Source organism: Myxacorys chilensis (assembly GCF_059505265.1).
Genome location: NZ_JCACKG010000203.1, coordinates 1 through 13,674 on the forward strand (window position 1 = coordinate 1; position 13,674 = coordinate 13,674).

General features: G+C 48.3%; 12 protein-coding genes. 3 read left to right on the forward strand and 9 right to left on the reverse strand.

Translation table 11 applies throughout. The annotated features are described in order from the left end of the window. Nucleotides 1–241: 241 nt before the first annotated feature. Nucleotides 242–409 (forward strand): hypothetical protein, encoded by a 168-nt coding sequence (locus AC5JLB_RS19120; RefSeq protein ID WP_495875415.1) that lies wholly within the window; start codon nt 242–244, stop codon nt 407–409. A gap of 227 nt (nt 410–636) precedes the next feature. Beyond that, the gene (locus tag AC5JLB_RS19125) at nt 637–1,038 is read left to right on the forward strand and encodes a hypothetical protein (RefSeq protein ID WP_495875416.1); all 402 of its coding nucleotides are present in this window, start codon (nt 637–639) and stop codon (nt 1,036–1,038) included. Between the two features lie 92 nt (nt 1,039–1,130). On the opposite strand, the gene hpsP is transcribed toward AC5JLB_RS19125, so the two are convergent. Genes hpsP through hpsL form a run of 5 tightly spaced genes read right to left on the reverse strand, consistent with a single transcriptional unit; the run spans nt 1,131 to nt 7,225 of the window. Further along, the gene (gene hpsP, locus AC5JLB_RS19130; RefSeq protein WP_495875417.1) at nt 1,131–2,318 is read right to left on the reverse strand and encodes a hormogonium polysaccharide biosynthesis glycosyltransferase HpsP; all 1,188 of its coding nucleotides are present in this window, start codon (nt 2,316–2,318) and stop codon (nt 1,131–1,133) included. A 4-nt stretch (nt 2,319–2,322) separates the two neighbouring features. Then, on the reverse strand, nt 2,323–3,492 hold the full coding sequence (gene hpsO, locus AC5JLB_RS19135) for a hormogonium polysaccharide biosynthesis glycosyltransferase HpsO (protein WP_495875418.1): 1,170 nt from the start codon (nt 3,490–3,492) through the stop codon (nt 2,323–2,325). Nucleotides 3,493–3,496: 4 nt separating this feature from the next. Further along, the gene (hpsN, locus tag AC5JLB_RS19140; protein ID WP_495875419.1) at nt 3,497–4,474 is read right to left on the reverse strand and encodes a hormogonium polysaccharide biosynthesis glycosyltransferase HpsN; all 978 of its coding nucleotides are present in this window, start codon (nt 4,472–4,474) and stop codon (nt 3,497–3,499) included. Between the two features lie 4 nt (nt 4,475–4,478). Then, the gene (locus AC5JLB_RS19145) at nt 4,479–5,585 is read right to left on the reverse strand and encodes an acyltransferase family protein (protein ID WP_495875420.1); all 1,107 of its coding nucleotides are present in this window, start codon (nt 5,583–5,585) and stop codon (nt 4,479–4,481) included. A gap of 26 nt (nt 5,586–5,611) precedes the next feature. Then, nucleotides 5,612–7,225 (reverse strand): hormogonium polysaccharide biosynthesis protein HpsL, encoded by a 1,614-nt coding sequence (hpsL, locus tag AC5JLB_RS19150; RefSeq protein WP_495875421.1) that lies wholly within the window; start codon nt 7,223–7,225, stop codon nt 5,612–5,614. 432 nt (nt 7,226–7,657) lie between these two features. Here hpsL and AC5JLB_RS19155 point away from each other — a divergent pair, with 432 nt between their 5' ends. After that, nucleotides 7,658–8,869, forward strand: coding sequence for a glycosyltransferase (locus tag AC5JLB_RS19155; RefSeq protein WP_495875422.1), 1,212 nt, complete (start codon nt 7,658–7,660; stop codon nt 8,867–8,869). Nucleotides 8,870–8,927: 58 nt separating this feature from the next. Here the strand turns inward: AC5JLB_RS19155 and glmM are convergent, their stop codons facing one another. The 4 genes from glmM to AC5JLB_RS19175 all read right to left on the reverse strand — a co-directional run bounded on the left by glmM (nt 8,928) and on the right by AC5JLB_RS19175 (nt 13,604). Continuing rightward, nucleotides 8,928–10,451: a phosphoglucosamine mutase gene (glmM, locus tag AC5JLB_RS19160; RefSeq protein ID WP_495875423.1), complete on the reverse strand. Its 1,524-nt coding sequence runs from the start codon at nt 10,449–10,451 to the stop codon at nt 8,928–8,930. Nucleotides 10,452–10,526: 75 nt separating this feature from the next. Further along, the gene (locus AC5JLB_RS19165) at nt 10,527–10,826 is read right to left on the reverse strand and encodes a DUF7734 family protein (RefSeq protein ID WP_495875424.1); all 300 of its coding nucleotides are present in this window, start codon (nt 10,824–10,826) and stop codon (nt 10,527–10,529) included. Nucleotides 10,827–10,925: 99 nt separating this feature from the next. After that, nucleotides 10,926–11,534, reverse strand: a complete 609-nt coding sequence (locus AC5JLB_RS19170) for a DUF3177 family protein (protein WP_495875425.1) — start codon at nt 11,532–11,534, stop codon at nt 10,926–10,928. Nucleotides 11,535–11,708: 174 nt separating this feature from the next. After that, nucleotides 11,709–13,604 carry an ATP-binding protein gene (locus AC5JLB_RS19175; protein ID WP_495875426.1) on the reverse strand — a complete coding sequence of 632 codons (1,896 nt, stop codon included), beginning with the start codon at nt 13,602–13,604 and terminating at the stop codon, nt 11,709–11,711. Nucleotides 13,605–13,674: the final 70 nt, after the last annotated feature.

Sequence of the window (13,674 nt, forward strand, 5' to 3'; positions counted from 1 at the left end):
ACGGCTAAACCACAGGGCTGATGATTTCCGGTCTTATTTAATCCACGATCCTTAGGAACATGATGGCTACACCCGTCTAAATCCTAAACACCTTATGCTTCGTTCCAGAAATCTAGGATTGCTGCGGACATCCCATTGAGTATCAGCAATATAAATATAATCAAACTCTTTTTCGAGGTGTTTCCGAAATTCATCAAACGTTCTAGAGTCAACAAAGGAACGAGTCGTTACGAATGTGGTATTGCCGCAGAAATTGCGCTGCCTCCAGGATAATGATGAGGATGTTGTTCAACCATTAGAGATGCCTGACGATTTACCCATTTTTCTATGCAGTGCAGGGTTGCTCATTCTCTACCTGCTCCTCTCTGCCGCTACCGAGATGGGCACAAAGCTACCCTGGAAGAAATGAGGTTTAGAAGAGATACTGCGATCGCTAGATAGCTCACATCCGCTGCCAACGAACAGCCTTTGCCTAAGCCCTATAGTCACAAATAACTACTTATTAATGCACACTGATCTCAACCTAAAGATGTAGGGCATCCCAAAATTGAGTACCTACACTAGAACCGACTAGGTGAAGACAAAACTAATGTCTAGTCTTTATTTAGTCCCTTGTATACTCAGTGAGGTAAACCCATGAATCGGACTCTAAAGCGTGTTTTCATGCCGGGTCTAATGGTATCGGGGCTTGTCAGCGCTACTCTACTTCCCATGAAACCTGCATCTGCCGATCAGAATGTCTGGCGAGACATCGGCATCGGAGCAGCGACGGGCGTAGTATCTAGCGTGGTCACAAAGCACAAAGTTGTGCCTAACGTCATCAACGGGGCAGCAGCAGGGGCAGCCGTCAACCAATCTCGTGACCTCTCAACTGCCAAAGGAAAGCGCCCAGACTTGCTTCGAGACGCAGGATTTGGAGCAGCGGCTGGAGCGGCAGCGGGCGGCATCACAGGTCGTCGGCACACCGTTAGAAACGCTGCGAATGGCGCGGCTGTGGGAGCGGTGATTAATGTTCTAACGCCTCGTTCTCGTCGTTAAGCTCCCAGTTGCGAATCAGAGCTTAAAGCAACACAGAGCTTAGAAGATTGGGGTTTTACACCTAATAGGATGCATTTACCAAAAGCCAGGAGTTACCCACAGTCAACTCTTGGCTTTTTTGCCAGCCGATCGTACTCGTGAATCATTTGAAGCGCGATCGCAGCCCAACTAAAATTTTCTTGTGCGTAGTGGTAAGCATTGCTCCCACGTTGCTGCCGTTCATTCGGATCGTGTAATGCTAACCTCAAAGCATTGGTTAATGCAGACACGTCACACGGACTAATCCAGCCTGCTTCAGCCTGTTGAATGCCATGCCAAATGTGAACTTGGTTAGAAATGACAACCGGAGTGCCAACGCTCATGGCTTCAGCAACCGCAATACCGAAATTTTCGTAATAAGACGGCAGTACAAATAGGTCAGCAGCGTTTAATAAATCAGTTTTCTCGCCGCCTGTGACAAATCCAGCGATCGTTGTGTGGGCGTTTAATGGAGAGTGAGCGATGCGATCGCGAATCTCTTTTTCATAGTCAGGATCTTGAGGATTGCCTCCTGCTAGAACAAACTGAAACTCCTGTCCTTCAGCAACAAGTGTTTCCAAGGCTGGAATCAACAAATCTAATCCTTTTTTAGGATCAATCCGCGACATAAACAGCAGAATCGGACGCTGAGCGGGAATGCCAAATTTGGCTCTAATATCTGTCGATGTGCCTTGGGGAAGCTGCACGCCCAACGGCATCACCAAGTCGCGAGTTATGGCTCCAAACCGTTCTGATACTTTCGCTTCTTGGTCGCTAGTAAAGTGAATCGCAGCGGCTCCTGCCAGATTGGAACGCTCTAAAACTGCGGCATAGAGTTGCTTGAGATGGCGTTTCTTTTGTAGATCGGCAGGGTCAAGCGTTCCGAGAGGACGCAGAATGTAAGGCAAGTGATGCGATCGCGCCACTGTCGCAGCAGCAGAACTAATCGGAGAAAAGAGCGCGTGAATATGGGCTAAATCATACTCTTGATGATGCCTAGACAGCCACTTAAGCAAACTGAGAGAGAATTTGTAGCGGCGAAACGGCGAACATCGAAAATAGTAAATGTCGTAGCCGTTTTGACGAATTGGTACTTCCAACGGCACATCGAGCGGAGCCTGTCCGTTATCGCCGTTGGAATCAGTCGTTAGAATGGTCACTTCAACGCCTGCTTTTGCCAGCGCTTCAGAGAGTCCCATTACCATTTGGCTAGGACCGCCATATACCAGAGAAATCGACGGAACAATCTGAAGAATCCGCATGAGACTAATTTGAAAGGTCGCGATAGAACGTGAGAAGCTCTTTGGCGAGGGCGTGGTTGGTGTAATGTGCGATCGCACGTCCGTATCCTCGCCTACCCAACTCTTCTGCAAAAGAGCGATTGTCGATCAGTTGGCAGATGCGATCGCGCAGTTGATCGACGTTGCCTTCCGGAAAAATCAAACCTGCGTTGTCAATTACGTTGGGGATTTCGCCCGAATCCGAACCAATCACTGGAACCTGACACGCCATCGCTTCAATTAACACATGTCCAAATTGCTCTTTCCATCCCGCCGAGGTAAGCGTCTTAAACTGATAGGTTGTTTCAGATGGCAAAACCAGCGTGTGCATGAGATTGATGTAACGATAGACATCGGCATGAGGAACGCTTTCGACCCAAATTAAGCGATCGTCAAATCCCAAAGTTTTCGCCTCGGCTAACAGCGTTTCTTTCTGTTCACCACGTCCTAGTAATAGCCATTTCCATGACCGATCTTTGAGACCTGCTAGCGCTTTTGCTAACGTCAACAATCCTTTTTCGGGCACAAAGCGCCCCACAAAGCCAACGACAAAATCGTTATCAGAAATGCCGAGTTGTGCAGCAAGTTCAGGCTGGGGTTGCGGACGAAATAAATTATGATCTACGCCAAGCTGAGGCATGATTCGCATTTTGCCCTGATAGCCGCGTTGCCGCAAAATCTGGTCACCATCACGATTGCCAACGACAATGCCATCGGTATGGCGCAGGTTATACGATTCCAATAGCGAAACGGGAAACTTGAGCGTATACGGCAGGTTCCACCAGGTGAAGAAAAGATTTTTCGCCTTCAACCCAAGCAGCCGATTGAGGCTAATCATCTCAGCATAAGCGATCGACTTCGAGCCTTGCTCCACTTGAATAATATCAGGGCAAAAGGTTCGCAAGAGGGGAATCAGATCCGCGCCAAATGAGAGCAAGCCCTGATTATTTCGACTGAAGTTAGACACCGGAACGACGCGAAACGAGCCTTCTTCTCGGTAGCGAGTTTCAACGACATCTTTCATCACTCCGCCGGGTTTCCAGCGTTTGGGAACGACGATCGTCACTTCGATTCCTGGTTCTAGGTTGGCTAAAACCCGTAGCTTTTCGCAATTGAGATCGACAATGTAAGAATGACTGGCAACGAGAATTTTCATCGGTTTATGCCTCGCCTACGTCTTGTCGCGTGTAAATCTGTCCGTCATCCCACCGCGATCGCACGACTGTTTTCAACGCTTGCAAAAATCCCAAAGTATAAAATCCAAATCGCGTGATGATTTTGATTGGTGAGCCGCTCTTGTGACACGGCGGACGTCCCAACACATGGCAATCGAACAAGCGGAAAAAGAAACGGGTGGCTTGCCAAGGAGTTAGATTTTTGAGTCCCATCAAAAAATGATTGTGATAAAACGTCAGTTGGTATTTCAGCGATTTGGTGCTGATGTCGTGACAGCCGCCTGTCTCTTCGCCTAAATGAACCAACGATGCCTCTGGGTCATACCAAACCATCAGCCCCGTTTGTCTTAAATGGAGGCAAAAATCGGATTCTTCTCGCACCGCACTGCCCTGAAATCGCTCATCAAACCAGATTCCATACTTGGTAAAAATGTCGCGACGATACGACATATTGCAGCCACGGGCGCTGAGAACGCGCTGCGGCTTCACCGTATGAACTAAGTTGATGTGATACCAGGCAATGCCCGGATCAAGTGCTTCGGGCGGCAAATCCTGAATTTCTAACCCCGATTCAAAATCGGCTAACTTCATGCGATCGTAGACCCGTCCCGCCACGGCTCCAACCTCTGAGCGCTCGTAGTTTTTAGCATGAGCCGCAAAAAATCCGGGTTGAAGCTGCACATCATCATCGATAAACAGGACAATTTCACCCTTCGCCCGTCGTACTGCAAAATTTCTGGCTCCTGGCAAACTCGCCCACTTGGGTTGAAATAGGCGAATCTTGCCCTCCTGTGCCCGTTCGTCTAAAAATGCTTGAGTTTCTGGTTGATGCACCGGAGTTTGATCGACAACGATCACCTCGTAGAGGGGGTAGTCTTGTTTCAGCACATCCGCGATCGTGTCTCTTAGCGTTTCTTCGCGTCCATAAGTGGCAATTACGACCGATATGAGAGGAGGAAGCATAAGGTTAAGGAGTAGGTTGGGTTCGTTGGATTAGCGCGTCAAATCGCTTTCTGAGACCCGTTTCTAGGGCAGTGAATGCATAAACATACAGAGTCAGTAATCCCGAAATTGCGATAAAGGAAACGATGAGTTTTATAGGCTGACTCAAGGGGATATACTTTGCTAAATATGGAAATATTGAAAACAATAGCGGTTGATGAATTAGATAGATTTGATAGGAATAAACTCCTGTTAATGCCGCAAATGCTAATGCTAATTGCAAAACTTTGATCTGAGCACAAAGATTCAACAACCGATAAAGCCCCATGAACATAAAGGGCGTAAATACCAAGTCGAAGCCCAACATATAAACGATGTCAATTCCTTTTAGACTTAGTGCCACATAACCCACTAAACCTAATCCAAATAATACGCAAGCAACACGCCAATCTTTTCTACTAAATGATTTGTTTGCAGAGTGGGTTATTCCCCAATATAGCCCTAAGCAAAATTGGAAAATATAGCTTCCTAAGAAGTTCGTTTGTAAAAAGAAAAGATAATAAGGCGAATTAGAAAACGCTAGACAAATGAGTTTTGTAAGGATGCCAAGAACTGCACCCAGAATTAAATAAGTTCTTGGCTGCCGCCGACAGGCTAAAACAATAAAAGGTGTAAATAAATAGGCTTCAAGAATAACAGTAAAGAACCAAAATCCTGGATTGATTGCTTGGAAGTTATATCCTGCTAATCCAAGGACACTGAGTACGATTTTTAAGTTGAATTGTAGCTTATATCCTTTCAACCCTATGTAAAGCAGTAAGCTACAAACTACTGCTAGAAGATAAGTTGGATAGAGTCTAAATAAGCGCTTTTTTAACCAAGCCTTCCACTGGACTTGGCCCAAGCGAGATGCCATGACAAAGCTGATATTAAACCCTGCCATCACAAAAAAAATATCAACAGCAGCGTATCCTAGCTTTGCTCCATTACGATTCAAAACAGCAACCAAACCGAACTGATCAGGATAATTTTGAAAAAAGTGAAAGAGTACGATCGCAAGAATTGCAATACCTTTAATTTGATCGATCCACTGCAATCGAACCGGAACTTCTTGAGGCTTGGAAACTGACATAATTCAGAAAGCTTAGAATTTAATAACTACCGTCGTTTCTTCTTTTTCTTTTTAGGGTCGACTTCTTCAACAATTGGTTCTTGTTGATCTAAGTACGGCAACCGCAACACAACGCCTGCAAAAAACCAGTAATAGACTGCCACCGGATCAACATCAAGCGGGTAGTAATAGGTGTTGTAACTAATAAATAAAACGAACGTCCAAAGCGATGCCCCGTAGCCGCGTAAGTTGCGGTCGCGCACCTGCCGATACGCTTTAAAGCAGGCAAACGTTAGCGAAGTCACTACGCCTAAAAACAGTAGTGCCCCAATCGGCCCAATCTCAAACATCACCTTTGGATAGTATGTTTCAATTAGCTCCGTTTTCCCTAACGCTCGCGCAGAATTCGTCGCCCGTCCTAACCCTGCTCCTAACAGCGTTGCCCCTTTAGATACGTTCCCAAACTGTTGAGCAATAAACGCATCGGGTGGGGACGCATTCCAGCGTCCTACCGCACTTTCCCAGCGTTCTTGTGCAACTTCTGGATTAGATGCCATCGCGATCATCAACACAAGCGCTACCCCGATGCCGATTGGGATAAACCGCTTTAAATTTGCCACTTGCCCAGTTGTCACGAGTTGCAGCACAATCACCGCCGGAACTAGCATGAGCGCAATTCGCTGTCCGCACAACACCGCCATAATCATCGTGCCAAGCAGCGCCACCCCACCGATTACTTTCCAGATCAAATTGCGATCAAAGAAGGTGACGGCAAAACTAAAAAAGGCGCTCGAAATTAGAAACCATCCCCACTGCCAGGGAGCAACAAACGTTCCTGGTAGCCGAATCACGCCTTGTTCTTCGCTGTAGAGCAACGACCCCCCGACCAAACATCGAGCCGACAGCGACGCCTTGAACAAGGCTGCCCCTGACCCAACTGTGCCCGCACACCGTCCTGTTTTGAGAAACATGTACTGCAAAAAAGCTAAACCACAGCAGATAATCACTAAGATTGCTGTCATTCGCATGAGCCAGTAGACATCTTGCTTCTTCCGCATCAAGTAGTAGGCGCAAGGAATAAGAGGCACATAACCAATCAGCACTTTCAAGCCCAAAATTCCCATTACGATCGGCTTTTCGGTGGGCGGACCTGTAAACTGCTGAGTCCCATTGACAAACAGTAAAACGAGAATGCAATAGGCAAACATCAACGCAAACGGCGTCGTCAATGACTTCGCAACAACAAGCGGCAGCTTTTGCTGCTTGCAGTACTGCACGACACCAATAAGCGCTGGGAGAAACATCCCGTCTTTGGCAAGCTGGAATAAAGGATTATCGCCTCCTACAGCGTAGGTAATCGTTCCGCCAAACGGCATGTAGATCAAGAATGCGTAGAGCGCTTGCCACGGAAATTTAAAGGAGAGTAAGAGCGCTAGGATGGCGACGAATCCCCCGATCGCACCTTTCACCCCTGCCACGATCGCTAAAATCATGCCTGCCATGATCGCCGCCATGGATGCCATCGAAATAAACCCGATCGCTTCCTTGCGAGCTTGCGCGGCTTTGCGTTTCTGCGCCAACTGCTCTTTGAGACTCAGCGTTGAGCCATCTTGAGAAGCCGACTTAGACGAATGTTTTGACTTTGGCTTTGACTTTGGCATAGTAGAGAAGCGAAGCAATAAAGCGGCGGTCAGAGGAACAGGCTGATTGCTTCAACACTGCACATTGCTTGAAATTGGGTCAGTTTTGAAACATTAAACACCAGTATTGGCACTTCGGAATTGGTTATAGTCCGCATACTTCATAAGCTTTTTACCGCTTTATATGGCATTCATCAGTAAAGCTACGGAAGATCTACCGTGCTATTGCTTTTAGCACGGCAGCACATTAATGCTTTGGGGGAATGCTTAGCTGAGATGCTTGACGGTAAGGTTCGAGAAGCAGTAAGTTTCACTCTAGTTTCAGATGTCTGTCACGTAAGAACAGATTTTTAAGGCACAATACGTCTAAACTTGTAGTCTTATGAAGTGAAGTTTACACTTTCTATAAAATCTAGTCTCCGCTTTGCCGCTCTTTGAACGCTTAATCCATCCATGAATCTCGACTTATCTAACGTGCTGTTGCCTGTCCCAACAGGGGCATATCAAATCTCTGATGTGTCTTCAGGGCAGGCTGTTTCGTTTTCGCTCATCGTTCCAACCTTTAACGAAAGCAAGAACGTTCACCAGATAGTTCAGATTTTGACCCGGTTGCTTGACCATGCCTTACCCAACGACTACGAGCTAATCGTGGTGGATGACAACAGCCCCGATCACACATGGGAAATTGCCCAACAGATTATGCCTAGCTATCCGCATCTGCGGGTTATGCGTCGGCAAACAGAGCGGGGACTCTCAACGGCGGTGATCCGAGGCTGGCAAGTGGCGCGAGGAGACATATTAGGGGTCATTGATGGAGATTTGCAGCACCCGCCCGAAGTGCTGCTGAAATTGCTGCAAACGGTGCGGAACGGAGCAGACTTAGCGGTGGCAAGTCGGCATGTCGAAGGCGGCGGAACGAGCGATTGGGGATTCGTTCGACGACTGCTCTCACGCGGGGCGCAGTTGATCGGCTTGATCATCTTGCCTAATGTGGTTGGGCGCGTGTCTGACCCGATGAGTGGCTACTTTTTGGTGAGGCGAAGCGCGATCGCTCAGTGTCTGCTCAATCCGCTCGGCTACAAAATTCTGCTAGAAGTCATTGGTCGTGGCGATGTCAACCGCATTGCTGAAGTTGGCTATGTCTTCCAAGAACGGCAAGAGGGTGAAAGTAAGGTCACTTGGAAGCAGTACGTTGAATATTTAGCGCATTTGGTAAAGCTGCGATCGCGTGGGCGAATCAGCCGCTTAAATGAAAGATTCCAACTCGGGCGATTTTTGCGCTTTGGCTTAGTGGGTTTGAGCGGATTTGCGGTCGACATGCTCGCGTTCTATTTTCTGCGCACATCCCTTAATTTAGGTATTGCTCGCAGCACGATACTGTCTGCCGAAATTGCTGTCATCAACAATTTCTGTTGGAATGATTTGTGGACATTCGGCGATGTGGCGCAAAATCAGCCAAAGAAACGTCAGCGCTTAAAGCGATTTCTCAAATTCAACACGATTTGCTTGATGGGGATCATTCTTCAAGCTTTGTTAGTGAGTGGGATGCATGATGTGTTTCATCTGAGCGAATTTATCGCAAAACCGCTCGCGATCGCCATTGTCACCTTCTGGAATTTTTGGATTAACCTCAAACTCAGTTGGCGAGTAACGGATGTTCGATAAAGACTGAGCATTGTTGAAATGAGGCTGAGGGTTAGATTACCCTCAGCCTCATTTTTATTTATGCCAAGTGCTGCTCTACTAGGGCAACTAACTGATTCGTCCATTCGGTGACGAGTTCCATGCTCTCGGCTTCAACCATGACCCGAATCACGGGTTCGGTTCCAGAAGCCCGAACGAGAATGCGTCCTTGCTCACCCATCGCCGCTTCCGCTTGAGCGATCGCACGAGTCACCGGATCGCAAGCTTGCCAATTTAGTCGGCGATCGCGATCGTCAACTCGCACATTCTTCAAAATTTGCGGATAGGTTTTGAAACTGCCATCAACCAACTCTGCCAACGTTGCGCCGGACTGCTGAACTAAATACGCGACATGCAACGCGGTTAGTAAGCCATCGCCGCTCACCGTATAGTGAGGACAGAGGATGTGCCCAGATTGCTCACCGCCTAGCATTGCCCCCCGGCGAACCATTTCTGCATGAACATACTGATCGCCGACCGCCGCTCGAACTAGATGACCGCCAAGTTGCTGCCAAGCCCGTTCAAATCCTAGGTTAGACATGACAGTAGAGACGATCGTATTTCCGGGTAGCTTGCCTGCTTTAAGCAAATCTTGACCCCAGAGATACAGAATGTAATCGCCATCTACAGTTCTGCCCTGACCATCCACCGCTAAAACGCGATCGGCATCCCCATCAAAGGCAAATCCCAGATCCGCTGCTTGCTCCTGAACGGCGGCTTTGAGTAGGTTGAGATGGGTTGAACCGCAGTTGACATTGATGCGATCGCCATTTGGGGTTTCGTGTAAACAAACCACCTCCGCGCCCAAGGAGCGAAACACTTCAGCCCCATGACGAGTCGCGGCTCCCCACGCCAGATCTAACACGACTCGCAATCCTGCAAGAGGCCGATCGATTTGTGCCTTTAACGGCTGTTGAATCGCCTTCAAATAATCATTAACGAGTTCCGAGCGGTGGAGATATTTTCCCCAGGAATGATGAGCTGAGGAAATCGTGCCTAAATCGCCCCGCAAACAAGTCTCGATTTGCTGCTGGAGTGCTGGATCTAACTTCGTGCCATTCGTGCTAAAGAACTTGATGCCGTTATCTTCAGGCGGATTGTGACTAGCAGAAATCATCACGCCCCCGATCGCGTCGGTCATGGCCGCTAAGTGCGCCACGACTGGCGTGGGGCACAAACCCAGATCCCAGACTTCTAGACCCGATGCCGTCAAGCCTGCCGAAAGGGCCATTGCCAGCATATTGCTAGAATTGCGCGAGTCTTGTCCGAGAATGACCGGGTAAGAGTTACCGAGCGATTTGTTGGGCGACGCGGCCCCCGATTGCAGCACATGACCTGCCCAGTACCCAACCTGCATCGCCAGAGGAGCGGTCAGCAGTTCCCCTGCTTTTCCGCGAATTCCATCAGTTCCAAACAAAGCAGACGTAGGCAAATTGAGCGTTTCCCAATGCGTTCCTCTCGTGGCCCGACTGACTCCGCCAAGCTCCGAAGGAGTTCGCAAAGCAAAGTCTATTGGTTCGCTTGAGGAGCGAGTTACTTCCGTCCATTGCGGCAATGAAACCATAGCGAATTATCTTCCTCACACAACATCAATCATTCGTTAACCCTGCGATTCTTCGGAACTTGGCGAAGCCAATCGCTATACCCCTATCGCCGCTAACAACGGCTCAAAAGCCTTCCAACTTAGCCCCTGCTCAATATAGCGGGGAGATTTTGGATTGTAAGGGCTTTCTAATCGATCTACTGTGTCTATCTCAGCATGATCTGGCAAAACCGGAATATCTGGATCAAACGAGGTCGGATTCATCAACGAACTTGAAAATCCTTTAAAGATAGCGACTTGATCGAGTTGCCCGTCTACTCGAATCGATGCCAGCAAAACTTCACGCGGACGCTTAATTGTATATTGCTCTAAGCGACGCCCAATTGGAGTATTCATGAGATGCATGAAACAATTACAAAAAGGTCAACTTTAGATGAAGGAGGTAAGGGGAGCTTTAGGCAGAAAAGTCAGGTCTGAAACTGCCTATCTTAATTATTAGTTGTCCATTGCTGAGCGTTTGCGTTTGCCCAAGCGAAAGAAGACAAAGTATCCCAAGGACAGCATGTAGATCCCTAAGCCAATTAGCCCTAAAAATCCCAGAAAGTACGGTCTCGCTCCAGCATGAAGGTATTCGCGCAACAGCCAAGGCGGAGCCAGCCACGCCCGACAAGAGGCATCCGAGAGGAGCTGTTGACTAGACAGCAGAGCGCACCGAAGATAGATGGGGATTTGAACTAAAACGCCCAGTACACAGTAGGCCGAAACTGCCCAACGCCATGAGGTAACAGAGAGCCGCAGTGGACTAGATGGCTGATCGCGAATTTCTTCATTTAGATCGGCCCAAAACCAAAGGGAAATTGGAATTAAGATTCGAGCAAGCCACCCGGTCGCAAACCCAATCGGAAACGCTCCAATTAGCAGATACACCGTGATTGCTAGCAGACTCGATACTCGCCAAAAGATGATCATCAAGCGCTGAATTGCTTCGGAGCGTTGCACAAATGCCCAAATCAGCAGCACCAATGGGACGATGACCGTAAATAAGACCGCTAAACGATAGTCAGTCCAAACGAGTGAAGATAACCAAGAAGGGGCGTCCTGCATAGAAATCGGAAGAATGAGGGAGGGCATTGCCCCGCTTTCGCGAGGAGGAATGAGTCAGGAGAACTAAGTTATTAGCTCATTCAGTTAAGTTATTAGCTCATTCAGTATAGAGGAAAGCTTAAAAATCGATTCTTTACTGACATTTTTACTGGCAGGAGACTGAGAAAAACCAGTTCATTTTTGCTCTTCAACGGCTGCGGCTGTATTTTGAGTGAGACCTGTATTTTGAGTGAGACAATATTTTGCGACTGTTTTTGCTAATACGGCTAAGTCAATGGGTTTTGAGACATAATCACTGGCTCCCGCTTCTAAACATCGTTCGCGATCGCCTTTCATTGCCATTGCCGTTTGCACAATCACCGGAATTGACCGATAGCATTCTTGTGCCTGAAGCTCTCGTGTAAGGCTCAGCCCATCGGCTCCTGGAAGGTGAATGTCCATCAAAATCATCGCGGGCAGGGTTTGTTTAAGGGATTGCCACATTTCGCGATTGTCTTGTACCCAAGCGACTTTGTAGCCCAATTTGCCGAGGAAAGTCATCATCAAACGAGCGTTAGGAATATTATCTTCGACTAAAAGAATGTGGTTCGAGGGGGTGGGATTGGAGACTCGGTTGAGCGCGATTAGTGCTCCGCGCAACTCCAAAGGAACCGACGGCGTCAAATCGAGCGACGAAGCGGCGAGAAGAGAGGACGCAGAGAATAGGGTAGATTCTACATCAGGCTGCTTCGGTTGAGGTTTACTGAGGGGAAGCGCGATCGTGAAGCGCGATCCTTGCCCCAACACAGATTCTGCCCGCACCCAGCCGCCATGCAGTTCGGCTAATTTTCGGGTCAGTGCTAAACCTAACCCTGTCCCTTCGCCCCGATTCGCGCTCGTTAACTGAGTGTAGGGACGAAATAAAAGCTGCTGCTGCTCGTCTGAAATTCCGATGCCCGTGTCCCAAACGGTGAACTGCATATAGCCGTCATTGGAGCGAACCGTTAGACCAACCGAGCCGCATGTCGTAAATTTCAGCGCATTAGAGAGCAAGTTAAACAGCATCTGCTTAAGGCGCAATGGATCTGCAGTGATGGTCGTGCTGTCCGGTGCGATGTCTAACTTGAGGGCAAGTCTCTTATCGCTCGCTTTTTCTTGAACCAGTTTGAGAGCGATTTGGCAGACCGGCTTCACCTCTGTTATTTCTTGCTGCAAGTCAAGCTGATTTGCTTCAATTTTAGATAGGTCAAGAATGTCATTGATTAGTGCTAAAAGATGTTGACCGCTGCTGAGAATAATCTTGAGATAGTCTTGATGGCGAAGGTTTGTAGCATCATAGCCCTGCTCCCGTAATAGATGGGTGAAGCCTAAGATCGAACTAAGCGGTGTGCGAATTTCATGACTAGTATTGGCAAGAAACTCGCTTTTGAGTTTGCTGGTTTGGATGAGGGTGTGGTTTTCGGCTTGCAGGGCGTTGCAACGTTCGCTCAGGTGCTGCATCTGCTGGGCTTGACGCAGCATCGGAATAGTTTGTGCGCTCGCCCGAGCAATGAGGTGCGATCGCAGGGGCAGAAATCGATCTTCGATGGCTGTAAGTTCTAACTTCGACGGTGCAGTAATAAGCCACCCCAGCTCACCCTGACAATCGACCATATGCCAAGCGGTCTGCCACTGAGTCTGCTCTAGTAAGGTCAGCTCCGCGACGGTGAGGAGGCTGCCGCGAGCGAGCGAGATGACTTGGTGAGCAAGGCTTGGAGGACTACAGTGCAAAGCTCCTGCTGTGTGGTGAATTGCAACCTGATCAGGATGAGTCGTCGGTTTGGCAATAGCAATTATCTCTTCGTCTAACCCACGGCTCAAGGCGTGAACAAACGTCTTGAGAACCTCATCTTCCAGTACAGATTTAGAATCAGTTTCCAAGATGCCCTTGCTCAACGCTGCGTTCAACTGTAGGTGCAACCCGTTGAGATAGCGCTCGACCCAAAGTTCAGCCGCAAGGCAGTCTGTTGCTGGGTTGTTCCGAAGCAAGACTTGTCGTAAGGACAACTCGATCGCAGAGTCTTGAATTGCACGATGCAGATGCAAATTCATAAATCAAGGCGTGTTTAAGACGTAGACAGAACTTAGGACAAGAATACTCATTTCAGCCCAAACTCAACTA

Coding starts and splice junctions, on each gene's coding strand:
- AC5JLB_RS19125 (WP_495875416.1), top strand. CDS start 637: ATGAATCGGACTCTAAAGCGTGTTTTCATGCCGGGTCTAATGGTATCG.
- AC5JLB_RS19170 (WP_495875425.1), bottom strand. CDS start 11,534: ATGCAGGACGCCCCTTCTTGGTTATCTTCACTCGTTTGGACTGACTAT.
- AC5JLB_RS19145 (WP_495875420.1), bottom strand. CDS start 5,585: ATGTCAGTTTCCAAGCCTCAAGAAGTTCCGGTTCGATTGCAGTGGATC.
- glmM (WP_495875423.1), bottom strand. CDS start 10,451: ATGGTTTCATTGCCGCAATGGACGGAAGTAACTCGCTCCTCAAGCGAA.
- AC5JLB_RS19175 (WP_495875426.1), bottom strand. CDS start 13,604: ATGAATTTGCATCTGCATCGTGCAATTCAAGACTCTGCGATCGAGTTG.
- hpsP (WP_495875417.1), bottom strand. CDS start 2,318: ATGCGGATTCTTCAGATTGTTCCGTCGATTTCTCTGGTATATGGCGGT.
- AC5JLB_RS19155 (WP_495875422.1), top strand. CDS start 7,658: ATGAATCTCGACTTATCTAACGTGCTGTTGCCTGTCCCAACAGGGGCA.
- hpsL (WP_495875421.1), bottom strand. CDS start 7,225: ATGCCAAAGTCAAAGCCAAAGTCAAAACATTCGTCTAAGTCGGCTTCT.
- hpsO (WP_495875418.1), bottom strand. CDS start 3,492: ATGAAAATTCTCGTTGCCAGTCATTCTTACATTGTCGATCTCAATTGC.
- AC5JLB_RS19165 (WP_495875424.1), bottom strand. CDS start 10,826: ATGAATACTCCAATTGGGCGTCGCTTAGAGCAATATACAATTAAGCGT.
- hpsN (WP_495875419.1), bottom strand. CDS start 4,474: ATGCTTCCTCCTCTCATATCGGTCGTAATTGCCACTTATGGACGCGAA.